At 63.7% G+C, this 25,492-nt stretch carries 21 protein-coding genes; 13 read left to right on the top strand and 8 right to left on the bottom strand.

The features are described 5' to 3' along the window. Window positions 1-12 precede the first annotated feature (12 nt). Genes bufB through AC0IW7_RS21665 form a run of 4 tightly spaced genes read left to right on the top strand, consistent with a single transcriptional unit; the run spans window position 13 to window position 3,396 of the window. Entirely contained in the window at window positions 13-897 is an 885-nt protein-coding gene (gene bufB / locus AC0IW7_RS21680; RefSeq protein ID WP_471820765.1) for an MNIO family bufferin maturase, read from the top strand. Then, window positions 894-1,655, top strand: coding sequence for an HvfC/BufC family peptide modification chaperone (locus tag AC0IW7_RS21675; RefSeq protein WP_471820763.1), 762 nt, complete (start codon window positions 894-896; stop codon window positions 1,653-1,655). Before bufB ends, AC0IW7_RS21675 begins: the two co-directional genes overlap by 4 nt. Then, on the top strand, window positions 1,652-2,134 hold the full coding sequence (locus AC0IW7_RS21670) for a DoxX family protein (RefSeq protein WP_471820761.1): 483 nt from the start codon (window positions 1,652-1,654) through the stop codon (window positions 2,132-2,134). Before AC0IW7_RS21675 ends, AC0IW7_RS21670 begins: the two co-directional genes overlap by 4 nt. Window positions 2,135-2,175: 41 nt before the next feature. Next, window positions 2,176-3,396 carry a class I SAM-dependent methyltransferase gene (locus AC0IW7_RS21665; protein WP_471820760.1) on the top strand — a complete coding sequence of 407 codons (1,221 nt, stop codon included), beginning with the start codon at window positions 2,176-2,178 and terminating at the stop codon, window positions 3,394-3,396. 113 nt (window positions 3,397-3,509) lie between these two features. Here AC0IW7_RS21665 and AC0IW7_RS21660 read toward each other — a convergent pair whose 3' ends face one another. After that, window positions 3,510-4,433 carry a LysR family transcriptional regulator gene (locus tag AC0IW7_RS21660; protein ID WP_463550001.1) on the bottom strand — a complete coding sequence of 308 codons (924 nt, stop codon included), beginning with the start codon at window positions 4,431-4,433 and terminating at the stop codon, window positions 3,510-3,512. A 106-nt stretch (window positions 4,434-4,539) separates the two neighbouring features. Here AC0IW7_RS21660 and AC0IW7_RS21655 point away from each other — a divergent pair, with 106 nt between their 5' ends. The 5 genes from AC0IW7_RS21655 (at window position 4,540) to AC0IW7_RS21635 (ending at window position 8,829) form a co-directional block, all read left to right on the top strand. Further along, entirely contained in the window at window positions 4,540-5,139 is a 600-nt protein-coding gene (locus AC0IW7_RS21655; RefSeq protein ID WP_471820758.1) for a short chain dehydrogenase, read from the top strand. A 139-nt stretch (window positions 5,140-5,278) separates the two neighbouring features. Beyond that, window positions 5,279-5,950 (top strand): COG3650 family protein, encoded by a 672-nt coding sequence (locus AC0IW7_RS21650; RefSeq protein WP_471820757.1) that lies wholly within the window; start codon window positions 5,279-5,281, stop codon window positions 5,948-5,950. A 92-nt stretch (window positions 5,951-6,042) separates the two neighbouring features. Continuing rightward, window positions 6,043-6,723 (top strand): phosphatase domain-containing protein, encoded by a 681-nt coding sequence (locus tag AC0IW7_RS21645; protein WP_471820755.1) that lies wholly within the window; start codon window positions 6,043-6,045, stop codon window positions 6,721-6,723. A 618-nt stretch (window positions 6,724-7,341) separates the two neighbouring features. Beyond that, on the top strand, window positions 7,342-8,178 hold the full coding sequence (locus AC0IW7_RS21640; RefSeq protein WP_471820753.1) for an AraC family ligand binding domain-containing protein: 837 nt from the start codon (window positions 7,342-7,344) through the stop codon (window positions 8,176-8,178). A gap of 48 nt (window positions 8,179-8,226) precedes the next feature. After that, a complete protein-coding gene (locus tag AC0IW7_RS21635; RefSeq protein ID WP_471820873.1) occupies window positions 8,227-8,829 on the top strand; it encodes a LysE family translocator in 603 nt (200 codons plus the stop codon). Between the two features lie 69 nt (window positions 8,830-8,898). On the opposite strand, the gene AC0IW7_RS21630 is transcribed toward AC0IW7_RS21635, so the two are convergent. The 3 genes from AC0IW7_RS21630 to AC0IW7_RS21620 form a co-directional block, all read right to left on the bottom strand. Beyond that, complete coding sequence (locus AC0IW7_RS21630) at window positions 8,899-12,570, bottom strand: translocation/assembly module TamB domain-containing protein (RefSeq protein WP_471820751.1); 3,672 nt, start codon at window positions 12,568-12,570, stop codon at window positions 8,899-8,901. Further along, window positions 12,567-14,297 carry an autotransporter assembly complex protein TamA gene (locus tag AC0IW7_RS21625; protein WP_471820750.1) on the bottom strand — a complete coding sequence of 577 codons (1,731 nt, stop codon included), beginning with the start codon at window positions 14,295-14,297 and terminating at the stop codon, window positions 12,567-12,569. The genes AC0IW7_RS21630 and AC0IW7_RS21625 overlap by 4 nt, the downstream gene beginning before the upstream one ends. A gap of 67 nt (window positions 14,298-14,364) precedes the next feature. Further along, window positions 14,365-15,018, bottom strand: a complete 654-nt coding sequence (locus tag AC0IW7_RS21620; protein WP_463550007.1) for a GNAT family N-acetyltransferase — start codon at window positions 15,016-15,018, stop codon at window positions 14,365-14,367. Between the two features lie 231 nt (window positions 15,019-15,249). Between AC0IW7_RS21620 and xthA the strand changes: the two genes are divergently transcribed. The 3 genes from xthA to mapR all read left to right on the top strand — a co-directional run bounded on the left by xthA (window position 15,250) and on the right by mapR (window position 19,304). Then, a complete protein-coding gene (gene xthA / locus AC0IW7_RS21615) occupies window positions 15,250-16,062 on the top strand; it encodes an exodeoxyribonuclease III (protein WP_471820748.1) in 813 nt (270 codons plus the stop codon). Window positions 16,063-16,168: 106 nt separating this feature from the next. Then, window positions 16,169-17,584, top strand: a complete 1,416-nt coding sequence (gene ccoG, locus AC0IW7_RS21610; protein ID WP_471820746.1) for a cytochrome c oxidase accessory protein CcoG — start codon at window positions 16,169-16,171, stop codon at window positions 17,582-17,584. 310 nt (window positions 17,585-17,894) lie between these two features. Further along, window positions 17,895-19,304 carry a GntR family transcriptional regulator MpaR gene (mapR, locus tag AC0IW7_RS21605; protein WP_463560696.1) on the top strand — a complete coding sequence of 470 codons (1,410 nt, stop codon included), beginning with the start codon at window positions 17,895-17,897 and terminating at the stop codon, window positions 19,302-19,304. Here mapR and AC0IW7_RS21600 read toward each other — a convergent pair whose 3' ends face one another. The 4 genes from AC0IW7_RS21600 to edd all read right to left on the bottom strand — a co-directional run bounded on the left by AC0IW7_RS21600 (window position 19,305) and on the right by edd (window position 24,345). Beyond that, window positions 19,305-20,711: an ATP-binding protein gene (locus AC0IW7_RS21600; protein ID WP_463384675.1), complete on the bottom strand. Its 1,407-nt coding sequence runs from the start codon at window positions 20,709-20,711 to the stop codon at window positions 19,305-19,307. A 79-nt stretch (window positions 20,712-20,790) separates the two neighbouring features. Further along, complete coding sequence (locus tag AC0IW7_RS21595) at window positions 20,791-21,522, bottom strand: response regulator transcription factor (RefSeq protein ID WP_122451268.1); 732 nt, start codon at window positions 21,520-21,522, stop codon at window positions 20,791-20,793. 37 nt (window positions 21,523-21,559) lie between these two features. Beyond that, window positions 21,560-22,525, bottom strand: a complete 966-nt coding sequence (locus AC0IW7_RS21590; protein ID WP_471820744.1) for a glucokinase — start codon at window positions 22,523-22,525, stop codon at window positions 21,560-21,562. Beyond that, window positions 22,522-24,345: a phosphogluconate dehydratase gene (gene edd / locus AC0IW7_RS21585; protein WP_471820742.1), complete on the bottom strand. Its 1,824-nt coding sequence runs from the start codon at window positions 24,343-24,345 to the stop codon at window positions 22,522-22,524. Before edd ends, AC0IW7_RS21590 begins: the two co-directional genes overlap by 4 nt. Before the next feature lie 127 nt (window positions 24,346-24,472). Here edd and gap point away from each other — a divergent pair, with 127 nt between their 5' ends. Further along, complete coding sequence (gene gap / locus AC0IW7_RS21580; RefSeq protein WP_471820741.1) at window positions 24,473-25,474, top strand: type I glyceraldehyde-3-phosphate dehydrogenase; 1,002 nt, start codon at window positions 24,473-24,475, stop codon at window positions 25,472-25,474. Window positions 25,475-25,492: the final 18 nt, after the last annotated feature.

Raw genomic sequence — 25,492 nt, 5'->3', positions numbered from 1 at the left:
GGGCGCGCCGTCATGAATCAGTCCGTTATCGCTTCCCATGGCGCGCCTCTCGCTTCTGTTTCAAACCTGCCCGCACGTGCGGGTTTGGGTTTGAAGTCCCAGCATTACCACGCCATTCTCGCCAGCCTGCCCGACGTGGGTTTCTTTGAAATTCATGCGGAGAACTACATGGTCGCCGGCGGCCCTTTTCATCACTACCTCGGGCAGATTCGCCAGCATTACCCGCTGTCGCTGCACGGGGTCGGGTTGTCGATTGGCGGCGCCGAGCCGCTGGATCGCGACCACCTGCAACGCCTCGCCACGCTGCTGGAACGCTACGACCCTGCGGCGTTTTCCGAGCACCTGGCGTGGTCCAGCCACGGCGCCACGTACCTGAATGATCTGCTGCCCGTGGCCTACGACGAACCAACGCTGGCGCGCGTGTGCGAACACATCGACCACACGCAAACCGTGCTCAAGCGCCGCATGCTCCTGGAAAACCCAGCCACCTACGTCGAGTTCACCGCCTCAAGCTTGAGCGAGGCCGCGTTTATCCACGACGTGGTGCAACGCACCGGCTGTGGCCTGCTGCTGGACGTCAACAACCTGTACATCTCGTGTATCAACCACCAGCGCGACGTGCAGGCTTATCTCAACGAGCTGCCGTTGCACGCCGTGGAGCAGATTCATCTCGCCGGCTTTGCCGAAGACCGCGACAGCAGCGGCGCCCGCCTGTTAATCGACAGCCACGGCGCGCCGGTAGATGACGCGGTGTGGCAGCTGTACGCCGAACTCATCGCGCGCCTCGGCCCGCTGCCGACGCTGATCGAGCGTGACAACGACGTGCCGCCGCTGGACCACCTGCTAGCCGAAGCGCACATGGCCGAACGCGTACTGGCGCGGAGCACCGCGCGATGAGCGTGCAAGCCGAGTTCGAGCACGCCCTGCTGAGCGACGAGCTCATCACGCCGAGCGGGCTGCACACTTACAACGGCTCCGACCCGGCGGCGCGTTTCGCCGTGTACCGCAACAACGTGCTCAGCTCGCTGATCAATGCCCTGACCGATACCTTTCCCGTTGTGCAGCAGTTGGTCGGCGAGGCGTTTTTCCGCGCCATGGCGGCGGTGTACGTAAAAGCCAATCCGCCTTCCTCGTGCCTGTTGGTGCACTACGGCAGCGACTTTCCGTTGTTTATAGAAACCTTCGAGCCTGCCGCCACGCTGCCGTACCTCGCAGACATGGCGCGACTGGAAGCCTTGCGGGTGCAGGCTTACCACGCGGCTGATGCCGAGCCCGTCGCGCATGAGGTGCTAGCCGGCGCGCTAGGCGACAGCGAGCGTCTGGGCGATTTGCGGTTTCAGTTGCACGCCTCCGTTCACCTGCTGACGTCGGCTTACGGAGTGCGCTCGCTATGGGCCGCGCACCAGGGCGAGTTAGCCATCGAGCAGGTTGACCTTGGCAGCGCCGAACACTGCCTGGTGCTGCGTCAGCACCTCGACGTGCTGGTGATCGGCATCGACGCCGACAGCGCCGGCTTTATCGGCCGACTGCTGAATGGCCAGACCTTCGCCGACGCGGCGCAATCCTGCGCGCCGGATTTCGACCTCGGCGCCGCCCTGGCACTGCTGATTTCCCACGGCGCGATCACCGCGCTTTCTTACCGAGAAACCCCATGAGCCTGCGCCGCGTAATCGACTTGTTCGAAAAAATTCCCCACAGCCTGATCGCCTTTATCGCGCGGTTTTCCATTGCGGCGGTGTTCTGGCGATCCGGCCAAACCAAGGTGGAGGGCTTTGCCGTGGACCTGGTCAGCGGCACCTTTGTCTACGACAACCCGCACCTGGCGGATTCGACCGTTCCGCTGTTCAGCAGCGAATACGCGCTGCCGTTGATCCCGCCCGAAACGGCGGCGTACCTCGCCACGTTTAGCGAGCACGTTTTTCCGGTGCTGATTCTGCTGGGCCTGGCCACGCGTTTTTCCGCCCTGGCACTGCTGGGCATGACCCTGACGATTCAACTGTTCGTCTACCCCGACGCCTATCCCGTGCACGGCACCTGGGCCGCCATTTTGCTGCTGCTGATGGCGCGCGGGCCAGGCGTGCTGTCCATCGACCACCTGCTGGCGCGGCGCCACAGAACGGCGCGAACCCTGTAGCATTACCGCCCCTCGCCAGCCAGTGAAGACCGGGCCCGTCCATGTCAGTCGAACTTTCCGCCGCCGCCACCACCACCGATGACCGTGGCGATTTTCTCGCCCTCGTGGAAAAGAGTCTGGTGCAGAACACCTTGGTCAAGGTGCTGCTGAGCAAATACCAGGGCGACGAAACCGAGCTGCAACGGGTGGCGATCCGTCCGATCACGGTGCGCGGCCAGGCGTGTTTGTCGTTCGTGTACACCTACAAAACCCGCGACATTACCAAGAATTTCCCCCACGCCGAGGCCCTGGCCTTGATCGCCGACTTGCTGCCGGCCGCGTTCAAAAATGCCCACCTGCTGTCGCTCACCGACGACGTGCAACTGACCTTCGGCAAGAAAAACAAAAGCCGGCTGTTTGTGGGCAAGGCTGTGGAACGCGAAGGCGCCCAGGCCGGCCATGACCGCGAGAAAAAACGCTTTCTTGAGCTGACCCGCCCGTTTCTCACCGACCTCGGCGTGACCACCGCCAAGCACGAACTGGTGCCGGCAATGGCGCGCAAGTGGAAGCAGATCAATAAGTTCGTCGAAGTGTTTTCCCACGCCCTGGCCAGCTCGCCGCTGCAACAACGCGGCGCCGACGAGGCGATTCACGCGGTGGACTTCGGCTCCGGCAAGGGCTACCTGACCTTCGCCATGCACGACTACCTGCGCAACAGCCTCGGCCGTCAGGGCAAAGTCACCGGTGTGGAATTGCGTGAAGACATGGTGCGCCTGGGCAACGACGCCGCCGCGCGTCTGGAGCAACCGGGCCTGAGCTTCGAACACGGCGACGTGCGCACGTACACGCCGGCCGCCATCGACATCATGATCGCCCTGCACGCCTGCGACGTGGCCACCGACTACGCCATTCACCTGGGCATTCGCAGCGACGCCTCGATCATCATGTGCTCGCCGTGCTGCCACAAACAGATCCGCCCACAAATGCAAACCCCGGCCCTGCTGCGGCCCATGCTGCAATATGGCGTGCACCTGGGCCAGGAGGCCGAAATGGTCACCGACAGCCTGCGCGCCCTGCTGCTGGAAGCCTGCGGCTATGAAACCAAAGTGTTCGAATTCGTCTCGCTGGAACACACCAACAAAAACAAAATGATCCTCGCCGTGAAACGCCCCGAATCGGTAGACCCGGCGCCGGTGATGGAGCGGATTCAAGGGATCAAAACGTTTTACGGGATTCAGGAGCAGTGTCTGGAGACGCTGCTTAAGGCTGATCAGCGCGTTTGACCCCACCCTCACCCCCAGCCCCTCTCCCAGAGGTAGAGGGGAGAGGAAATCCTGCGAGCACCTCGATATGCCCCCTCTCCCCTCGCGGGAGAGGGTTGGGGTGAGGGGGGACGTTAAGGCGCCACGGTCGTCAACCGATCCAACTCCCCCCGCCGCTCTTCAAACCACGCCAACAAATAATCCGCCAACACCTGCGTACGCTTGGGCAACCCATGCTGATAGGCATGCACCAGAAACACCGGGCTGATGCGCGTCTGGTAATCGCGCAGCAGCCACACCAGCGTGCCGTCGAGCAATTCCTGATGCACCAGGTACGAGGGCAACCGCGCAATCCCCGCCCCGCCCAGGCAGGCTTTTTTCAGCAAGCTGTAGTGGTTGCTGGCAAACGGGCCGTTCACGCGCACGCGGGTCAATTCATGTTGGCGGTGATACAGCCATTCCTCAGCGCCGCTGTAGTGGCTGTTGAGCAGGCACACCTGCTCACTCAGCGCCTGCGGCTCGCGCACTTGGCCGTGAGCCGCCAGGTAAGCCGGGCTTGCGCAGGTCAGTTCCTGCATCGACAACAACGGCCGCGCCACCAGGCGATCATCACTCTGCTCACCGCTGCGAATGGCCAAATCGAAGCCGTCGGCCACCAGATCGCGGTAGCTGTTGCTCAGCTCCAGCTCGATGCGAATGTGCGGATAGGCGCGGGCGAACTCCAGTTGCAGGGCGTCGAAAAAGGTATCGCCCAACGACACCGGTGCCGTAATGCGCACCACGCCGCTCGCCTCTTCCTGCAAGCGCGCCAAGGTCTGCCGCGCCCGCGTCGCTTGCGCCACCAACGCCTGCGCTTCCGGCAACAACGCCGCCCCCGCCGCCGTTAGCGACAGCCGCCGCGTGGTGCGGTGCAGCAGGCTGATGCCCAAGCCCTGCTCCAGCAAGCCAATGCGCTTGGACAGTTGCCCCTTGCTGCACCCCAACCGCAGCGCGGCGGCGGTAAAGCTGCCGGCCTCCACCAACGTGGCGAAGGCGGCTAGATCATCCATTTCACTCATGGCGATTGTTTCCCAGCGAGAACCAAAGGTTTCCAATTAGACGGATTATCGCTCACAAAATGCCGTCCTACACTGCGTCCCACATCCAACCCCGAGGAGCAGTGCCATGAAAATCATCCTGATCGGTGCCAGCGGCACCATTGGCCAAGCCGTAGCGCGTGAACTGGCCGAGCGCCATGAAGTGATTCGCGTCGGTCGCAGCAGCGGCGACTTCCAGGTCGACATCCGCGACGCCGCCTCCATCCGCCAGTTGTTCGAACAAACCGGCCGCTTCGATGCACTGGTCAGCACCACCGGTTCGGTGCACTTCGGCGCGCTGGCCGACCTGCAAGCCGAGCAGTTCGCCATCGGCCTGAACGACAAGCTGATGGGCCAGGTGAACCTGCTACTGATCGGCCGCGAATTCATCAACGACGGCGGTTCATTCACCTTCACCTCCGGCATCCTCAGCGACGACCCCATCGTTGCCGGCGCCTCGGCGAGCATGGTTAACGGCGCACTCAACAGCTTCGTCAAAGCCGCCGCCATCGAACTGCCGCGCGGCCTGCGCGTGAACGTAGTCAGCCCCAACGTGCTGGTGGAATCCATGGACAGCTACGGCCCGTTCTTCCGTGGCTTCAAACCGGTGCCGGCAGCGGACGTTTCTCTGGCCTACTCGAAAAGTGTCGAGGGCAAGCAAACCGGGCAGGTTTATACCGTCGGGTGAGTGACGGGCCCCACGATGCTGAAGCCCCCAGATTTCTGTAGGAGAGGCTTCAGCCTCGATGCTTTTCAATCCGCGCTCCGCTCTTGTGCCAACGCAGACCCATGGGTAACGTGGCCGCACTTCCCAGGAGACCCTCCCGATGCGCGCCGTACGCCCTCTGCTGTTTGCCCTGCTGCCCCTGTTCGCCAGTTGCGCCATGTTTGACCAACAGGACGAAACGCCGGTCTCGCCCGGCAACCGCATGCAGGGCGAACTGAGCGTCAGCAACGGCAAACTGCTGCTGCGCCCGTGCCAGGAACAGCGCCGCTTCGTCATCAGCGACAGCGGCAACACCGGCCTGCTGCAAGAGTCCGCCTCCCTGCTCGACAGCCGTGACGCCACCTTGTTCGCCGACGTTAGCGGCAACCTCGGCGCCAGCCCGGTGGCCGGCACCGACGGCCAACTGAACCTCACCCGCCTGTACCGCGTGCAACGTGAAGGCCACGGCTGCGACGACCCCAACTTCAAACGCCAAATGCTGCGCGCCAGCGGCCACGAGCCGGACTGGAGCGTAAGCGTTAACGCCAAAGGCATGGTGCTGGAGCGTCCCAACCAGGAACCGTTGGCGCTGCCCTACCTGGAAGAACAACTGCCCAACGGCCGCTTCAACCTCACCAGCGAAGCCAACGGCCTGCGCATAGAACTGTGGGTTGCCCCGCAACGCTGCGTCGACAGCGCCACCGGCGCCGTGCAATTTCTGTCCGCCGAGCTGCGCAGCAACGGCAAAGTAGAACGCGGCTGCGCCTACTTCGGCGGTTCGCGAACGCAATAAAACGCCTCGCCTTTCACCGTTTTTTCACATCGATTTGATAAACGCTTCACCGGCCGATTCCTAGCATGAGTGCCCTTACTTGAGGGGCTTTCATGCGCACGTCTTATCGTCTGGTGGTTGCTGTTGCGGGGTTTATCGCGCTGGTGGGCGTGGGGCTGCTCGTCCATTTCCGCCACGCCCAGGCCGCGCCGGTTGAAGTCTTCAACGCCGCGCAAAGCGAAACCTGGGCGCGGCCGGTCGACAGCAGTTTCAAACTCTTCGAAATGTCCCCCACCCTCTACCGCAGCGCCCTGCCCAAGCCGCAAAACCTGGCGGTGCTGGAACAGCTGCAAGTGCGCACCGTAGTCAGCCTGAGCAAGGAAGACGACCGCCAGTGGCTAGGCAACAGCGGCATCACCTTGATCAGCATTCCGCTGCACGCCGACCGCGTAAACGACGCCGACGTACTGCGCGTGCTCAACACCCTGCAACTGGCCGAAACCCGCGGCCCGGTGCTGATGCACTGCAAACACGGCAGCGACCGCACTGGCCTGATGGGCGCGATGTTCCGCACGGTGATTCAAGGCTGGAGCAAACAGGAAGCCCTGAGCGAAATGCTCAACGGCGGCTATGGGCAGGCCGACGACATGGACGATGCGCGCCGCTATGTGGAGCGGGCGGACATCGGCAAATTGCGTGAGGCGTTGACGAACGGGCGGTGTGATACGTCGTTGGTGTCGACGTGTTATGTGAAGGGGTGGTTTAACGCGGCGACGTCGACGGCCATCCGGTGATGGGTGACGGGTGGTGTCCGTCGTGTCACTGCATGGCGGCTGAAGCCGCAAGAGTTTGCTTTCGCTAGCGCGCAGGTATTCGTTATCGCGTGCGCTGAACGTTTTTGTTTCGCGCCTTACGCGCGAGTCACTTTTGTCATTGCCGGATTGCCGGACCACCCAAAAGTAACCAAAAAGTCTAGCTCCTACCTTGGCCCTCCGCTGCGCTGCGGGTTCCCTCGCTCCGTCGTTACTCCGGGGGCACGGACTAGGCGTCCCCGCGATAAGGGCCATCCTTGGCCCGACACGCCTTTCGCGGCTCCCGGCCGCTCAACCCCCTACGCAACGACTCCACTCGGCCTGCGCTAAACCTCGCGATGTAGATCAAAATCAAGAGCGGAAGATCACGAACCAGATCACAAGCCAGGTCAAGAGCGGTAGAGCAAGATCAAAATCTCGCGGCTAAAGCGGAATGCCGCCCAGCCGTTCCTACAGGTTGTGCGATTTCTGTGGGAGCGGCTTTAGCCGCGATGCGATTCCGGCCGCTGCCGCCATCCAAACCCACTGCACAAAACTTTCAGACGCCCATTTTCGACCTTGGCATACTGACCCACCCCCGTCCCCTGTCTGGTCCCTACCATGGCCGCTAGCAACTGGATCGATCTCAGCCAAGACGCCGACACCGGCATCGAGACCATCCGCGCGCATTTCCGGGGCCATGCCTATGACCCGCATTTCCACGACAGCTACCTCATCGGCGTCACCGAGCAAGGAGTGCAGCAGTTCAGTTGCCGCCAGCAGCGCCACAACAGCACGCCCGGCCAGGTATTTATGCTCGAGCCCGGCGAGATTCATGACGGCACCGCGCCGTCGGAGGAAGGCTTCACCTATTCCATGCTCTATCTCGACCCGCAGTGGCTGGAGCGGGAGCTGCACGCCCTGTTCGAGCAGGCGCCCAGCGATTGCCAGCCGGGGTTCGAGCAAACGTTGATCGGCGACCGGCCGCTGGCCCAGGCCACGCTGAATGCGTTCCAGGCGTTGCATGGCAACGAATTGCGCATCGTGCGGCAGACGGCGCTAGATGATCTGCTCGGGCAAATGACCGCGCATTTGCATTGGCGCAAGCCGCAAGGCCTCGACCCGCGCTTGCCGCTGGTGGCGCAGCGGGCGCGCGATTATTTACATGCCCATGTGCACGACGACATCGGGCTGGACGACCTGGCGCGCATCAGCGGTGTCGACCGTTTCCGCCTCAGCCGCGCGTTCAAAGTCGCGTTTGGCATGGCGCCCCATGCCTATCTCATTCAGTTGCGCCTGAGCAAAGCCCGGCACCTGCTGGCCCGGGGCGAAACGCCGGCACAGGTGGCCAGCGCCCTTGGTTTTGCTGACCAAAGCCATCTCGGCCGCTGGTTCCGTCGGGCGTATCGGCTGACCCCGGCGGACTACCGCAAGCGCTGCACAAATCATCCAGACTGAACCTCGCCCGCCTGCAACCCTTACGGCTCCTGAATCTGCCTGGAGCCCATCGTGGACTTGCTGCCCTTTCTGCTTTTCGCCCTCGTCGCCTCCATAACGCCCGGCCCCACCAACCTGCTGGTGCTCAGTAACAGCGCCCGCTTTGGGCTGCTCGCGGCCGTGCCGTTGGTGCTGGCCGCCTGCGCCAGTGCGGCCCTGTTGGTGTTGCTGGTGGGTGTGGGCATTGGCGATGCGCTGACCCGCCATCCACTTGTGCAGCAAGCGATGGCCTGGGCGGGAATCGCCTGGCTGAGTTACCTGGCCTGGCAGATTTTCCGCAGCCCGGCGGTGGGCCTGGACAATGCCCGCCAGCAACCAGGCAAGCGCCTAAGCATGGCGGCGGCCGCGGGCTTGCAGGTGGTGAATCCGAAAACCTGGATGATGGCGCTGGCGGTGGTTGGGGTGTTTGCCGCCCATGCACCGGACAAAACCAACCGCGTGGCGCTGCTGGCCTTGCTGTTCTTTTTGGTCGCTATTCCCTGCCTGGGCGTGTGGGCGGCGTTGGGCCGGGGCGTGACGCGCTTTTGCCGCACCGACGCCGGCATGCGCCGCTTCAATCAGGTAATGGCGCTGCTGTTGTTAGCATCGGCCTGGCTTAGCCTGCTGGCGTAGATCGCATTTCGCCCCCTCTCCCGTTCACGGGAGAGGGCTGGGGTGAGGGGCCTTTGCTTTACGTGCCGGTCAGAAATCGCGCTTGTAGAAAATATCCAACGAACTGGCCAAGCCACTGGCGGCTTCCACGTACACCCGTTTGGTCAGTTCGTAGCGCAGCGCCAGGGTGCTCGCCGGCTCGAACACGCCCACGCCATAACGCAGGCTCAAGCGCTCCGACAAATTGCCGCTGGCCACCACGCTGGTACGCGCGCCGCTGCCGCCGGTGTCGAGCTGGAAGTCGCTGATGCCCAGGCGCTGGGCCATTTCACTGGTCACTGACGAGCTGCCCATCAAGCCCAGGCCCAGCGCCGCTTCGGCGAGCATGTTGTTGTCGCCGGTGCCGGTACCGGCCGGGCGCCCGAGTACCAGATAAGACAGCGCCTGCTGCTGACTCATGGCCGGTTCGGAAAACACTTCCGTGGTCGGCTGCTCGGCGTTGCCGCTGATGCGCAGGCCGGCCGTCACGCTGTCGACCTGGCGCACCGCCTCGACGTCGAGGTACGGCTGGTCAATCGGCCCGGCAAACAGCAGCCGTGCGCGGCGCAGGTTCAGGCGCTGGCCGTAGGCGCGGTAACGGCCTTTTTTCAGCGTCAGCTCGCCGCGTGTGTCGAGGTTGTCGCCCATGTGCAGGCGCCCGCCCAGTTCGGCAGTCAGGCCAAAGCCGCTGAAGGTCAGCGGCGGCTCGCCTTCGGCGGCACCTACGTCAATGTCGATATCCATCGCCATGGCCTGCGTTTGCCGCGCTTCGGGGTCGTGCACGCCGACCACCTGCGCATCGTCAGAAACCTTCACGGTGGACGGCGGCAACTGGCGAATCTCGATGGCGCCACGGGGCACGCGCACTTTGCCTTGCACCGCCAGGCGTTCGTCGGCCAGGCGCAGGTTGAGGTCCGGGTGCACTTCCAGGTTGGCGTACGGTTCCACGATCACGGGCAGGCGACTGCCGCGCAGTTGCATGTCCATATTCAGGCCTGCGTTCCACGTCAGTTGCCCGCTTAGGCTGCCCTCGCCTGCTTCGCCGCTGCGCCAGTTGCTGGTCAGTTGCAGGCGCTCGCCGACGATCAACGCCTCTGCCTTCAAACCCTGGACGCTGACCGGCAATTCGCTGCCCGCCACCTCGCCGTCTTCGATCAGCAAGCGGCCGTTGATTTGCGGCGCCAGCAAGCCGCCAGACAACGTGCCGCTGCCGTTCAGATGCCCGTTCAGGCGCTCGACCAGGGGTACAAAAGGCCGCGCCACGCTGAGGTCGAGGCCCGCCAGTTCAAAGCTGCCAGACAGCGGCTTGCTCACCGGCCGTGGGTCGATCTGTGCGCGCAGGGTCAACTGGCCCAATTTGGCGCCGTGGAAATCCAGCTGCGAGTCGATGCGTTGCGGGCGCAATTGGCTGGTGAGCAGGAAGCGGTCGTAGGGCAAGTCCAGCCAATGACCGTTATCGCGGACGCGAAAGTTGCCGGCGCCCAGGTCCAGGCGTACATCGCCGTTAGGGCCGCTGGCGGGCAAGTCGAGCGACAGGTCCGCGTTGAGTTGGCCTTGCCAGGCGAAGTCCGCCGGCCACCACTGCGCCAGGGTTTGCATCGGGAAATCGCGCAGGCGCCAGCGCAGACGCGGTTCGGGCATCAGCCGTTGCTCATCGCCACACACGCTGGCCGCACCGCTCAGCCAACAGTTGGCGCCCAGGCTCAACTGGCCGTTGGCCAAGCGCTGCAACGTCGCCGCGTGCTGCAACTGCCACACCTGCCCGGCGCTCTCAACGCGGCCGCTGGCGATGCGTCCACGCCAGTCGAGGTTCGGCGCCAGGGTGCCGTCGGCGGCGAGATTCAGCTTGAGTTTGTCGCCATTGAGGTCGAGAGCCATGCGTTGCTGCTGGCGGTTGCCGCTGCCGGTCAGGTGCAATCGACCGAGGTCGGTGTCGCCGTTTTTGATGGCCGTGGCGGTGAGTTCCAGTTTGCCGCGCTGCTGGCTGTCGAGCGCGGCGGCGAGGTCGAGCGTGGCGATTTTCTGCTGCTGATAGGCCAGTTGCGTTCCGCGCAAGGTGAGCTGGCCCTGGGGCGCTAGCAGACTGCCGGCGAGGTCGAGCTGACCATTCAACTGCCCTGCCAGCTGCGGCCACAGTTGACCGAGGCGCGGCATGGCCAGCGTCAGTTTGCCGGCCAGGCGCTGATCGAGGCTGCCCTGCCCCTGCACGCGGTTGTCGCCCAGGCGGACGTCGAGCTTGTCCACGCTCCAGCGCTCACCGGCGCCGGCGGCTTGCGCCTGAAGCACAGCGGGTTGCCCGCGCAGGCGGCCGTTGAGGTCGAGATCGGCAGTCAGCTTCAATTGCTCGCGGTACTCGCCCTGGCTGACCAACGTACCGCCCAGCGTGCCGGGCAGTTCGGCCAGCCAATACGCAGGGTCAAGCTGACTGAGCTGCAAGCGGCTGTCCCAGCGAATGCCATCGACAAAGCCCAGGGTCACCTGCCCTTCGGCTTTGCCCTGCCCGGCTTGCAGTTGCAGGCTGACCAAATGGACTTGGCTCAAATCGCCACTCACCGGGCTGCTCAGGCTGAACGCGCCGGCCGGGCCGTTGAGCTCGGCGGCGAAATGGCCAAGGTAGTTGCCGCCCTGAAAATGCACCTGCCCGGCCAAGGTGTGCAGCGTGACGGCGGGCTCTTCCACCTCGGGCAACAGGCGGCGCCAAGGAAAGTCCAGCCAGGTGAACTCGGCGTCGGCGGTAAAGGCGTCTTGCCAATCCAGGCGGCCATTGACGGTGATGTGTTGGTTGTCCGCCGCTTGCAGCGTCACGGCTTGGATATCGGCACCGCTGGCGGTGACGAGGCCGGCCAGGGTCAGCGGAATATCGCCGTTCTGCGCCTCCAGCGCCGCCGTGCCGTTCACTTGATAACCGGCACTCAGCGTGCCCGCCGCGCTCAGTTCGATGGCCTTGAGCGCAGGCATATCGGCGTGGGCCGAGAATTGCTCAGCGCTGATCTGCGCCTGTGCCGGCAGGCCGTCGGCCAGGGGCTGCACGCGGCCCTTGAGCGTTGCCGTCAAGTAGCCGGAGCTGGCGGCGGCCACAGCGAGGCTGTTTTGCAGCTCGCCATCAACCTTCACCGCCAGGTCCCAGCGCTGCGCATCGGGGGACGGCAGTTGCACGCTGCCTTCCAGCTTCAGCGGCCACTGGCCGTTGGGGTCGAGCGTGCCGTGTACGTCCAGCGCCACACCATTGCTGGCGCCCAGCAAGCGTTCAATCTGCAGCCCGCTTGCGCTCCAGCGCGCCACCAGTGCCAATTGGCTTGCCTGCTCGCCACCGTTGTAAACGATGCTGCCCACCTGGATATCGCCCAGTTGCAACGACAACGGCAGGTTCAGGGCCGGTAACGACAACGGCGTGTCGTCGCTGCTCTCGCTGCTGGCAAATTGCAGGGTCAGTTGCTGGGCGCGCAGGTGGTCGATGCACAGGGTCAGCCTGAGCAAGCATGAAGGCGACCACTCGACGCTCACCGCCGTCAGCGCCACCTCATCGCCCGGCTGCTGCCACACCAGGCTCGCTGCGCCCCACGCCCCGCCCAGGCGGCCTTCGAACGCGTCCACCTGCACGCCCGGAAGGTGCGCGACCAGCCAACGACTGCCGCCCTCGGTGCCAAGCAATACGGCCAGCGCCAGCACCGCGCTCAGCACCACGGCGAGCAGCGCGAAGACCGCACGCTTGACCACCCTCACAGCTCCGGCCCCATGGAGAAATGCAGGCGAAAGCCGCCGTCGTCATCCAGCGCCCGGGCCAGGTCGAGGCGGATCGGGCCAACCGGCGAAATCCAGCGCACGCCCATGCCGACGCCGGTTTTCAGGGTGGGTATTTCCAGATTCTGAAAGGCGTTGCCTTGGTCAACAAAAGTCGCCCAGCGCCAGCGCTCGGCAAAGGCGTATTGGTACTCCACGCTGCCGGCCACCAGATAGCGGCCGCCGATGCGGTCGCCCTGATCGTTTTCCGGCGACAGCGATTGGTAGTCGTAACCGCGCACGCTCTGGTCGCCGCCGGCAAAAAACCGCAGCGACGGTGGCACGGCTTTGTAGTCGTCGGTGGCGCTGCCGCCGAACTGCAGGCGACCGAGAAAGCGGTGTTTGTCCCACAGCGTGGTCAGGCCTTTGGCGAGCACCGTGCCGTACAACAAATTGCTGTCGGAGATCAGTCCGTCCTTGGCCACCGACGCTTCGAACTGCAAGCGGTAGCCGTTGGCGGGGTCGATGGCGTTGTCGCTGTGCAGGTAGGAATAACTGACGCCAGGCATCAATAACGTGCTCAGGCCGTTGTCGCTGCCCAGGCGATATTCCTCGCGTTGCAGCTTGAGTGAGAGCACTTGCTGCCAACCGCTGTCGAGTTTGCTGTGCCACTCCGGGCCGACGGTGAGCAGGCGGCTGAGGCTATCGGTGTTGGCCAGTTCTTCGTACTGGTAGCCGCCGGCCCAGCGGGTTTTGTCGGTGAGCGGCGGGTTGCCGGGAATGTCGTACCACAGGCCGATGTTTTGCCGCGGCGCGGACAGCTCCATTTCCGTGCCGTAGCTGTGGCCTTGCGCGTTGGCCCAGTGGCGCGTCCAGTTGAAGCGCGCGCGCGGGCCAACGTCGGTGGAAAAGCCCAGGCCGATGCCGACGGTGCGCGGTTCACGGGAGACCAGGTCAATCTTCACCGGCACCTGCTCGCCGCTGCCCTGAACCGGCGCGGCATCGACCCGCACACTGTCGAAGTAGCCACTGCCTTGCAGGTTTTGATAGAGCTTTGCGATCAGGTCGGCGTCGTAGGCGGTGCCGGGTTTGAACGGCACCATGCGTTGCAGCAGTTGCTCGTCGAAGGTCTGGTCGCCGGTGAATTGGCTGGGGCCGAAGTAGTAGCGCGGGCCGCTGGCGTAGATCAGCTCGATATCCGCCACCCCGGCCACGGGGTCGATGGCCATGCGTTGCGAGGTGAAACGGCCGCTGAAAAAGCCGTAGCGCGAAGCCTGGTTCTGGATCAGCCGTTTGGCATCTTCGTAGTGACCGTGATTGAGCACCGCGCCACTGCGCAGCTCGCTGCTGGCCGGTACGCGAAAGGCCGGCAACTGCGCGGCGGGGCCGTCGATGCGCACCGTCACGTTGCGGATGTGCACCGGCTCGCCGGGTTCGATGCGCAGGATCAGGCGCGGGCCGCGGTCGTTGCGGTCGACCTCGCTGCTGATGGTTGCCTGGTAATAGCCCAACGCCTCGGCGGCCTTGCGTGCCTGCACTTCGGCGCCGCGGCTGAAGCGCTGCAAGGCCGCTTCGTCGCGCTCGCCCAGATCGCCCACATAGCCGCTGACGTTGGCTTTGAGCGACGGGTTGGCCGGCTTGATGCGCACGCTCAGCTGGGTTTGCGCGAGGGCGGTGGTGGCCGTGAGCAGCAGCGCCAACGCCAGCCCGATTGATGCGTGAAAAGTCATGGGCACCGATGCTAACACGGGCGCCCGCCCGTTCCAGAGCGGGCGGGCGCCACGGTGGCGGCACGTTTCAAGCGCTGGCGAGGGCGACCTGCTGGGGGTTGGCGTGGAAGAACACATGTTCGTGAATCGGTCCCACGGCCACTTCGCCAATTTCTTCGTAACCTTGGCGTTTGTAGAAATCCAGGTAGCGCGGGTTGCCGGTGTCGAGCACTACGCCGAGCGATGTTTCGTCGCTGGCGCACCAGTCGTGCAAGGCTTCGAGCAATTGTTCGCCCAAGTGTTTGCCCTGAAATTCCGGATGCACGCCCAGCAATGGCAGCACGTGGTATTGCCCCGGCGGCAGGCAGGCGAGCACGGCGTCGTGGTAGTGCAGGTAACGTTTGGTGCAACGCAGGCCGGTGGTCAGCAACATGCGCAGGCGCCAGCCCCAGCTTTCGGTGATGTCGAGCCGCCGCTGTGGCGGCGCGATCAAGGCCAAGGCCACCAGCCGGTCGTTGATCACCAGGCCAATGGCAGGCAGCTCTTCGAGAAAATGCCGCTGCACCAATTCGCGCACGGTGGCGCGCACACGTTGGTCGTAACCGGGGCGTTCGGATTCGAACAGATAGCCGAAAGTCGGCTCGTGGCGGTAGGCGTGATAGAGCAAGGAACGGGCTTCGCGAACAAAGCTGCTGTCGAGTAAACGCACCTCGGCAGCGGGAAGGGCAACAGACGAAGGCATGCACGGTACCTCGGTTCACCTGCCTTGGCGCAAACGCACGAACGGCGCGGGCTCCAGGCGGTTTTTTATTGTTGGTTTTATCGGGCGTTTATTGCGTAAGACCGACCTCACGTTAGCAGCCAAGGCGCCGCCCTGCCACACGCCGCCGCTGGTCCCGTCGCCGGGCATGGGCTAGCATCGCAGGCTTTGCTGTTTGCCTGTCTAGACCGCCATAAAGAGAACCTGCCGCCCATGAAGATCGTTTCCTTCAACATCAACGGCCTGCGCGCCCGCCCTCACCAGTTGGCGGCGTTGATCGAAAAACACCAGCCCGACGTCATCGGCCTGCAGGAAACCAAAGTGGCGGACGAGCAATTTCCCTTCGCTGAAATTGAAGCCCTGGGCTATCACGTCAGTTGGCACGGGCAGAAAGGCCATTACGGTGTCGCCCTGCTTTCCCGTCAGGCGCCGCTGGCGCTGCACAAAGGCTTCCCTGGCGATGAAGAAGACGCCCAGCGCCGCTTTATCTACGGCACCTTTGCCGACGAAAACGGCCAGCCCGTCACCGTGATGAACGGCTATTTCCCCCAAGGCGAGAGCCGCGACCACCCCACCAAATTCCCGGCCAAACAGCGCTTCTACGCCGACTTGCAAACCCTGCTCACCACGCAGTTCTCGCCGGACCAGGCGGTGGTGGTGATGGGCGACATCAATATTTCCCCGCAAGACTGCGACATCGGCATCGGCGAAGTGAACCGCCTGCGCTGGCTGAAAACCGGCAAATGCAGCTTCCTGCCGGAAGAACGCGAGTGGCTGGAAACCTTGAAAGGCTGGGGCCTGGTGGATTCCTTCCGCCACCTGCACCCGGAGGTGAACGACCGCTTCAGTTGGTTCGACTACCGCAGCCGGGGGTTTGAAGACGAGCCCAAACGCGGCCTGCGCATCGACGTGATTTTGGCCAGCGCGCCGCTGCAAAGTCGCCTCAAAGACGCCGGCATCGACTACGACCTGCGCGGCATGGAAAAGCCGTCCGACCACGCACCGATCTGGCTCGAATTGAGCTGAGCGAAACCCATCTGATCCGGTTTTTTCCGCTAAACCTGAGTCTGTTATCGGAGCAGATGCCGCCCCATCATGGCCACGCCTGAAAAAGAGCCTGATGGGGCCAGCCATGACCGACCGTATTCCCGCGCAACTGCTTGAAACCATTGACCCGCGCCAGCCCTTGCGGCTGACCCCGGCGCAAGCCGGCGGGCCGATTCACACCCGCGCCTTCACCGGCCTGTTTCGCAACCTGCGCCTGTACGGCGCGGGGCTGCTGTTCCTGATTTTCTTCGGCACCGCGTGGCTGAACTGGGGCGGTCGCCAGGCGGTGCTCTGGGACTTGTCCGGCCAGCGCTTTTACATCTTCGGCGCCACCTTTTGGCCGCAGGATTTCATTCTGCTGTCGGCGCTGCTGATCATCGCCGCCTTTGGCCTGTTCGCCATCACCGTCTTTGCCGGGCGCGTGTGGTGCGGCTACACCTGCCCGCAAAGCGTGTGGACGTGGGTGTTTATGTGGGCGGAAAAAGTCACCGAGGGTGATCGTAGCCAACGGATCAAACTCGACGCCGCGCCGTGGTCGGTCAACAAAGTGCTGCGGCGCAGCGCCAAGCATGGGCTGTGGTTGGCCATCAGTTTGGCAACGGCGGTCGGCTTTATCGGCTACTTCGTGCCGGTGCGCGACCTCACCGCTGAACTGCTGAGCTTCAGCCTCGACAGCGGCAGCGCCACGTGGCTGTTCTTCTTCACCGCCGCCACCTACCTGAACGCCGGCTGGCTGCGCGAGAAAGTCTGCCTGCACATGTGCCCGTACTCGCGCTTTCAAAGCGTGATGTTCGACAAAGACACCCTGCTGGTGAGCTACGACGCCGCCCGTGGCGAAAACCGTGGCGCCCGCCGCCGCGACGTGGTGCCGCAAAGTGTGGGCTTGGGCGACTGCATCGACTGCACCGTGTGCGTCCAGGTGTGCCCCACCGGCATCGACATCCGCGACGGCCTGCAATTGGACTGCATCAGCTGCGGCGCATGCATCGACGCCTGCGACTCGGTGATGGACAAAATGGGCTACGCCCGCGGCCTGATCGGCTACCGCTCCGAGCGCTCATTGACCGGCGAGAAAACCCGCTTTCTGCGACCCCGGTTGGTCAGCTACGGCGCTGCGTTGCTGCTGATGATCGGCGCCTTTGTCTGGGCGCTCGACGCCCGGCCGCAGCTGTCCCTCGACATCACCCGCGACCGTGGTCTGTTCCGCGAAAACAGCGCCGGGCAGATCGAAAATATCTACAGCGTCAAAGTCATCAACAAAACCCAACAAACCCGCCGCTATCAACTGGCCCTGACCGGCGACGGCCCGTACCAACTCAGCGGCAACACCACCCTGCAACTGGCGCCCGGCGAGATAACCGACGTGCCGCTGAGCGTGGTGCTGACGGCGGAACGGCCGGCGAGCATTTCCGAGAAAGTGCATTTTGAGTTGAAGGATGTGGATGCGCCGGGGAGCCGGGTGGCGGGGGTGAGTACGTTTGTGGCGCCGGTGAATCGCTGAGGCAAAAAAGCCCCTCCCCCCCAGCCCCTCTCCCGCGAGCGGGCGAGGGGTGACTTAAGGCCGCGACCGCATGGGTTCATCCCCCTCTCCCGCTTGCGGGAGAGGGCTGGGGAGAGGGGCCGTTGATTTCAGCTTTGGCTCAACCGCTTTTGATCGTCCGCTTAATGAGATGCCCATCACCGCGTGACGTTGGGCTTCGCCGAGGCTCAACCCAACCTACGAAGCGCTTCAAACAGACCCCATCGCCATGCCCCCACCCCTTCCCGTAAAGTCCCCTCCTGCCCTCCCGCCCATGCCTGCGCAGGATTCGATGAAACGCTACGAAAAATTCGCCGATGAAATCGCCGAACTAATCCGCTCCGGTGTGCTCGCTGCCGGGGAAAAAGTGCCGTCGGTGCGCCACGCCAGCCGCACGTATGGCGTCAGTCCTTCCACGGTGTTTCAGGCCTATTACCTGCTCGAAGACCGCGGCCTGATTCAGGCGCGCGCCCGTTCCGGTTATTTCGTGCGTGAACACGCCAAACGCCCCCTGCCCGAGGCGCAGATCAGCCCCCGTGCGGCGCACACCACGGAGGTGGACGTCAGCGAGTTGGTGTTCTCCGTGCTCGGTTCCCTGAAAGATCCCAACACCGTGCCCTTCGGCTCGGCGTTTCCCAGCCCGGATCTGTTTCCCCTCGCGCGCCTAGCGCGTTCGATGGCGCAGAGCCTGCGCGCGCTGTCGCCCCATGCGGTAATCGCTGACATGACCTCGGGCAACCCCGATCTGCGCAGGCAAATCGCCCTGCGTTATCGCGTGGCCGGGGTGATGCTGCGGCTTGAAGAACTGGTCATTACCAACGGCGCCATGGAGGCGTTGAATCTGTGTTTGCAAACCGTCACCCAACCGGGCGACCTGGTGGCCATCGAGGCTCCGGCGTTTTACGCGACGTTGCAGGTGCTGGAACGCTTGAAGCTCAAGGCGGTGGAAATTCCGGTGCACCCGCGCGAGGGCATTGATCTGCAAACCCTGGCCGACAGCCTGGCACAGCTGCCGATCAAGGCGTGCTGGTTTATGAGCAGTTTGCAGAACCCGCTCGGCGCGAGCATGAGCGATGAGAAAAAGCGCGCACTGTATGAGCTGCTGCACCAGCATCAGGTGCCGCTGATTGAGGACGATGTGTATGCCGAGCTGTATTACGGCACCCAGCCGCCCAAGCCGGTGAAGAGTTTCGACCGCGACGGGCTGGTGATGCACTGCGGCTCGTTTTCGAAAAGCCTGGCGCCCGGTTATCGCGTGGGTTGGGTGGCGGGCGGCCGTTATGCGGAAAAGATCAGCCGGTTGAAGCTGATGACCACCATTTCCCCCTCCGTGCCGGCGCAAGCGGCGATTGCCGATTACCTGCAACACGGCGGCTACGACCGCCATTTGCGCAAGTTGCGGCACACCCTGGAGATGCAGCAGAGCGCCATGCTCGCGTCTGCGGCCCGGCACTTTCCGGCCGAAACGCGGGTGACGCGGCCCAGCGGCGGCTACTTTCTGTGGTTCGAATTTCCCCAGGCGGTGGACTCGTTGCAGCTGTTCCAACTGGCATTGGCGCAGGGCATCAGCCTGGCGCCGGGGCCGATCTTTTCAGCCACGCGCAGTTTCGGCAATTGCGCGCGCCTGAACCACGGCCACACGTGGGACGAAGCCAGCGAGCGGGCGATGGAAATGCTCGGGCAGATCGTCGCTGAGTTCTGATTAGTCGGCGAAACGCGGCAGGTACAAGGTCACGCGCAAGCCGCCTTCGCGCAGGTTTTGCAGCGTCACTTCGCCGCCGTGACTGTGGGCGATGTTGCGCGCGATGCCCAAGCCCAACCCGTAGCCCTGCTGTTTGCCAGACAGGCGAAAGTGCGGCTCGAACACTTGCTCCAGGCGCTGTTCCGGCACGCCGGGGCCTTCGTCATCGACGTGCAGAATGAATGCGCTGTCGTTGTCTTCGATGTGCAGGTGCGCTTTGTTGCCGTACTTGAGGGCGTTGTCGATCAGGTTGCCCATGCAGCGGCGCAGCGCCAGCGGCTTGCCGGCGTAGGCGGCCAGCGCCCGACCGTTGAGGCTGACGCGGCCGTTGCCTTGGGGCGGCAGGTACGGCTCGATCAGGCAGTCGAGCGCGAGGTTGAGGTCGACCGGCTCGATGTTTTCGTGGATGTCGGTGTCTTTCACGCACTGCAACGCGCCTTTGACCAACATTTCCAGGTCGTCCAGGTCGCGGCCGAACTTGGCTTGTACCTTTTCGTCTTCAAGCAATTCCACGCGCAGGCGCAAGCGCGTGATGGGCGTGCGCAGGTCGTGGGAAATGGCGCTGAACAGTTGGCTGCGTTCGATCAGGTAACGGCTGATGCGTTCGCGCATGGCGTTGAAGGCGCGGCCCACTTCCACCACTTCACTGCCCCCGCCCTCCGCCACCGGCCGCACTTCGGCGGCGCCCAGCGACATGTCGCGCGCGGCCCGCGCCAAGCGCTTAAGCGGACGGCTTTGCCAGTGCACCAGCACGCCGATAAACAGCAGCAAAAAGCTGCTGGTGAGGAAGATGAACCACACCTGCTGGGCCGGCAGGCCTTCTTCTTCCAGGCTGGTGTAGGGCTCGGGCAACAAGGAGGCGATGTACAGCCACTCGCCCGGCGCCATCTGAATTTGCGTGACCAGCACCGGCGGTTTCACCGGTTCCAGGGTCAGCGCGTAATGCGCCCAGGAGCGCGGCAGTTCGTCGAGTTTCAGGCCACCGTTGAAGATACGTAAATCGTCCGGGCTGACGAAGGTCACCAGAATGTCGGGGTCGCTGCCCATGGCTTCGCGCAGCACGTCGTGCACCGATTCGAGCACCGCCGTCTTGCGCGGCGTCGGCGGCAGCACGCGCATGTCCAGCGGCTTGTCGTTGAGGGTGACCACAAAGCGCGTGCCGCCCATGCTGCGCAACTGATCCAGCACCAGCGGCCGATAGGCCAGCGGCAAAGAACGCAAGTAACTGACGCTAGCGGACATCGAATGCGCCAGGCTGCGGGCGCTGGTCACCAGGCCTTCAAGCTGCGTGGCGCGCAGTTGCGACAGCCAGATAACGCTCGACAAGCTCTGCGCCATCAACACCGCCAGCAGGGTCAGCAGCAACATGCGCCCGAGCAAGGAGCGCGGCACCGGCACCCAGCCGAACCAGCGCTGATACCAGGGTTTCGGTGGCGTCGGCGCCGGGTTAGGCAGCATTGTGCGGCGTCACGTTGGCCGCCAGCAGGTAGCCGGAACCCCGCACGGTGCGGATCAGGCGCGGCGCTTTGCCGGTGTCGCGCAGGCGCTGGCGCAAGCGGCTGACGGCCATGTCGACGATGCGATCAAGCGGCATCGGCTCGCGGCCACGGGTGGCGTTGCCGATGGTGTCGCGGTCGAGAATTTGTTGCGGATGGTCGAGGAACAGCTTGAGCAAGGCGAAGTCGGCGCCGGAGAGAAACACTTCTTCGCCGTCGAGGTGAAACAGGCGGTGGCTGATCATGTCCAGGCGCCATTCATCAAAGGCCAGCACCTCGACGCGGCTGCGTTCCTGGCCGAACTGGGCGCGGCGCAGCAAGGCTTTGATGCGCGCTTGCAGCTCGCGTGGGCTGAAGGGTTTGCCGAGGTAGTCGTCCGCGCCCAATTCCAGGCCAATCACGCGGTCGGCTTCGTCGGAACTGGCGGTCAGCATGATGATCGGCACCTGCGCCAAGCGCGGATGTTGGCGCACCCAGCGGCACAGGCTGAAGCCGTCTTCGTCGGGCAGCATGACGTCGAGAATCAGCAGGTCGGCGCTCTCCTCGCCAAGCGCTGCGCGAAAGCCTGCGCCGTCGCCCACGGTGCGCACCTGAAAGCCGGCGCGGCTCAGGTAGGCTTCCAGCAGTTCGCGAATTTCCTGATCGTCATCCACTAACAGAATGGATTTTCCGGTCTGGCTCAAGGGGCCCGTCCTTTTCTGGTTTTTGTTTTCTAGACGTTTATTGCTGGCGTTCCAACAGCTGTTGCAGGGCGACACCGGCGCCCATCAAACCTGGGTACTCGGCGGTGACCAGCCATACCGGCACGTCGACCATGTATTTGCTCATCGGGCCTTTCTCGGCGAAGCAGCGGGCGAAACCGCTGCGCAAGAATAGCTCGGTGAAACGCGGCACGATGCCACCGACGATGTACACACCACCGCGCCCGCCAAGGCTCAGCACGTTGTTGCCGGCAACGCGGCCAAGCCACGAGCAAAACTGGTCGATTACCTGGCCCGCCACGTCGTCACCGGCCAGTGCGGCGGCGGTGATGTCGGCTGGCGATTGCAGGGTTTGTTCATGGCCGTCGAGGGCGCACAGGGCGCGGTACAACAGCAGCAAACCGCCACCGCTCAACACGTCTTCGGCGCGAATATGGCCGTTCAGGCGATACAGCTCTTGCCACAGCTGCGCTTCGCGCGGCGAGCCAATCGGCAGGTCGACATGCCCGCCCTCGCCCGGCAAGGCTTGCCAACCTTCGGCGGCCGAACCAATCAAGGTGCCCACACCCAAACCGGTACCCGGCCCGACCACCACGGCTGGGCGGTCGGCTTCGGCGGTGCCGGGGCACACTTGCACGCGCTCGTGTTCTTCCAGGCGCGTCATGCCCAGGGCCATGGCGGAGAAATCGTTAATCAGCAGCAGGTCGTCCACTTGCAAGTCGCGGCAGAACGCCGAACGGCTCAGGCGCCAGTGGTTGTTGGTAAACACAAACACATCGCCACTCACCGGCCCGGCGCAGGCCAGGCACACCGCGTGCACAGCGCCCGGCGCCAGGCCGAGGCCGTCGAGGTAGGCGATGATGGCTTGCTCGACGCCGGGAAAATCGGCCGTGGCCAGAACCCGCACAGACTCCAGCTGGTTATCGCGCCACAACGCAAAGCGTGCATTGGTGCCGCCGATATCGCCGACCAGGGCTAACTTCATTTCAATCCTTCCAAACTGGTAGTAAAGGCACTGGCGCCTTGTTCGGCGGTGCTGAACGCGGCGCGCATAAAGGCAAACAATTCACGGCCGGTACCGAAGGCGACCGGCAGCCCTTGGGCATTTTCCCGCTGCGCCAGTTCCGCTTCGTTTACCAACACACGCAATTCACCTTTGGTGCCGTCAACGCGAACGATATCGCCGTCACGCACGCGGGCCAGCGGGCCGCCGTCGAAGGCTTCCGGGCACACGTGAATGGCGGCCGGGATCTTACCCGAGGCGCCCGACATCCGGCCATCGGTGACCAGCGCCACTTTGAAGCCGCGGTCCTGCAACACGCCCAGGTACGGCGTCATTTTGTGCAGCTCGGGCATGCCGTTGCTGCGCGGCCCCTGGAAGCGCATCACCGCGACGAAATCGCGCTCCAGCTCGCCGGCCTGGAAGGCGTCGGCCAGTTCTTGCTGATCGTGAAACACCCGCGCCGGCGCTTCGACAATCTGGTGCTCCAGCGCCACGGCCGACACTTTCATCACGCCACGACCAAGGTTGCCCTCCATCACGCGCAAGCCGCCTTCGGGCGAGTACGGGTTGGACAGCGGGCGCAGGATGCTTTCGTCGAGGCTCTGGGTCGGGCCGTCGCGCCATACCAGTTTGCCGTCTTGCAGGAACGGTTCCTGGGTGTAGCGGCGCAGGCCGTGGCCGACCACGGTGTGCACGTCTTCATGCAGCAAGCCGCCGTCGAGCAGCTCGCGGATAAGGAACGCCATGCCGCCAGCGGCCTGGAAGTGGTTGATGTCAGATTTTCCGTTCGGATAGACGTGGGCCATGGTCGGCACCACTTCGGAGAGGTCGGCCATGTCTTGCCAGGTCAGCAAGATGCCCGCCGCGCGGGCGATGGCTGGCATGTGCAAAGTGTGGTTGCTGGAGCCGCCGGTGGCGTGCAACGCAACGATGGAGTTGACCAACACTTTTTCATCGACCATCTCACCCATCATCAGGCGGTTGCCGGCCTGGCTGGTAAGACGCGTGACCTGCTGCGCCGCTTCGCGGGTCAGCGCATCGCGCAGCGGCGTGTACGGGTTAACGAACGAGGCGCCGGGCAGATGCAGGCCCATTACTTCCATCAGCAGCTGGTTGGTGTTGGCGGTGCCATAAAAGGTGCAGGTGCCGGGGCCGTGGTAGGCCTTCATTTCCGATTCCAGCAGCTCGTCGCGGGTGGCTTTGCCTTCGGCGTAGCGCTGGCGAACTTCGGCTTTTTCCTTGTTCGACGAGCCGGTGGTCATCGGCCCGCCCGGCACGAAAATAATCGGCAAGTGGCCAAAGCGCAGCGCGCCCATCATCAAGCCCGGCACGATCTTGTCGCAGATACCCAGGCACAAGGCGGCGTCGAACATATTGTGAGACAGCGCCACGGCGGTGGACATGGCGATGGTTTCACGGCTGGCGATACCGATTTCCATGCCCGGCTCGCCTTGGGTCACGCCGTCGCACATGGCCGGCACACCGCCGGCAAATTGGCCGACGGAGCCGATATCGCGCAAAGCCTGTTTGATCTGGTCGGGGAAGTGCTCGTATGGCTGGTGGGCCGAGAGCATGTCGTTGTACGCGGAGATGATCGCCACGTTGGCAGAATCCATCAGGCGCAGGCGCTGTTTGTCTTCGCCGGTACACCCCGCCACGCCGTGGGCGAAGTTGGCGCACTGGTGCTTGGCTCGCGCCGGACCGTCTTCGGCAGCGGCGCGAATCATCTTCAAATAATGCTCACGCGTGGCGCGGCTGCGGGCAATCAAACGCTCGGTAACTTCTACGACACGAGGATGCATATCATCGGCTCCAAACAGGCATAAATTTTATATAAAACAAAATATAGTCGGTAAAAATGGCTTGATTTATATATTACCGAGCATAATCTTGTAATTCCAACAACAAAAGACAAGATTCGGTGATTCCATGACACTGCGTATCGCAATCAACGGCTTCGGCCGTATCGGCCGCAACATTCTGCGCGCCCTGTACACCCAGGACTACCGCCAACAGCTGCAGGTAGTCGCGATCAACGACCTCGGCGACAGCGCCATCAACGCCCACCTGTTCAAGTACGACAGCGTGCACGGCATTTTCGACGGCACTGTTGAGGCACAAGCCGACGCACTGCTGGTGAACGGCGACCGCATTGCCGTCACCGCCATCCGCAACCCCGCCGAGCTGCCATGGCGCGAGCAACAGATCGACATCGTCTTTGAATGCACGGGCCTGTTCACCGACCGCGACAAAGCGGCCGCGCACCTCTCGGCCGGTGCCGCCAAAGTTATTATTTCGGCCCCGGCCAAGGGCGCCGATGCCACCATCGTTTACGGCGTCAACCACGACACCTTGCGCCAGTCGCACCAGATCATCTCCAGCGCCTCGTGCACCACCAATTGCCTGGCGCCGATTGCGCAAGTGCTGCACCGCGAGCTGGGCATTGAAAACGGCCTGATGACCACGATTCACGCCTACACCAACGACCAGAACCTGTCGGACGTCTACCACAGCGACCCTTACCGCGCGCGCTCGGCCACCCAGTCGATGATCCCGACCAAAACCGGCGCCGCCGAAGCGGTCGGCCTGGTGTTGCCGGAACTGGCGGGCAAGCTCACCGGCATGGCGGTGCGGGTGCCGGTTATCAACGTGTCGCTGGTGGACTTAACGGTAGAACTGAAACAGCAGACCAGCGCCGAAACCGTCAATACGCTGATGCTGGAAGCCAGCAAGCAGTTGCCCATTCTTGGCTACAACACGCTGCCGCTGGTGTCGCACGACTTCAACCACAACCCGCTGTCGTCGATCTTCGATGCCAACCACACCAAAACCAACGGCAAGCTGCTCAAAGTGCTGGCCTGGTATGACAACGAGTGGGGCTTTTCCAATCGGATGCTCGATAACGCGCTGGCCTTGCGGGATGCACCTTGAAGCGCAAGAGCATGGCGG

The organism is Pseudomonas sp. AC229, assembly GCF_979254655.1.
Note: the sequence above shows the minus strand (reverse complement) of the source record. Positions and strands in the feature narration are given on the sequence as shown.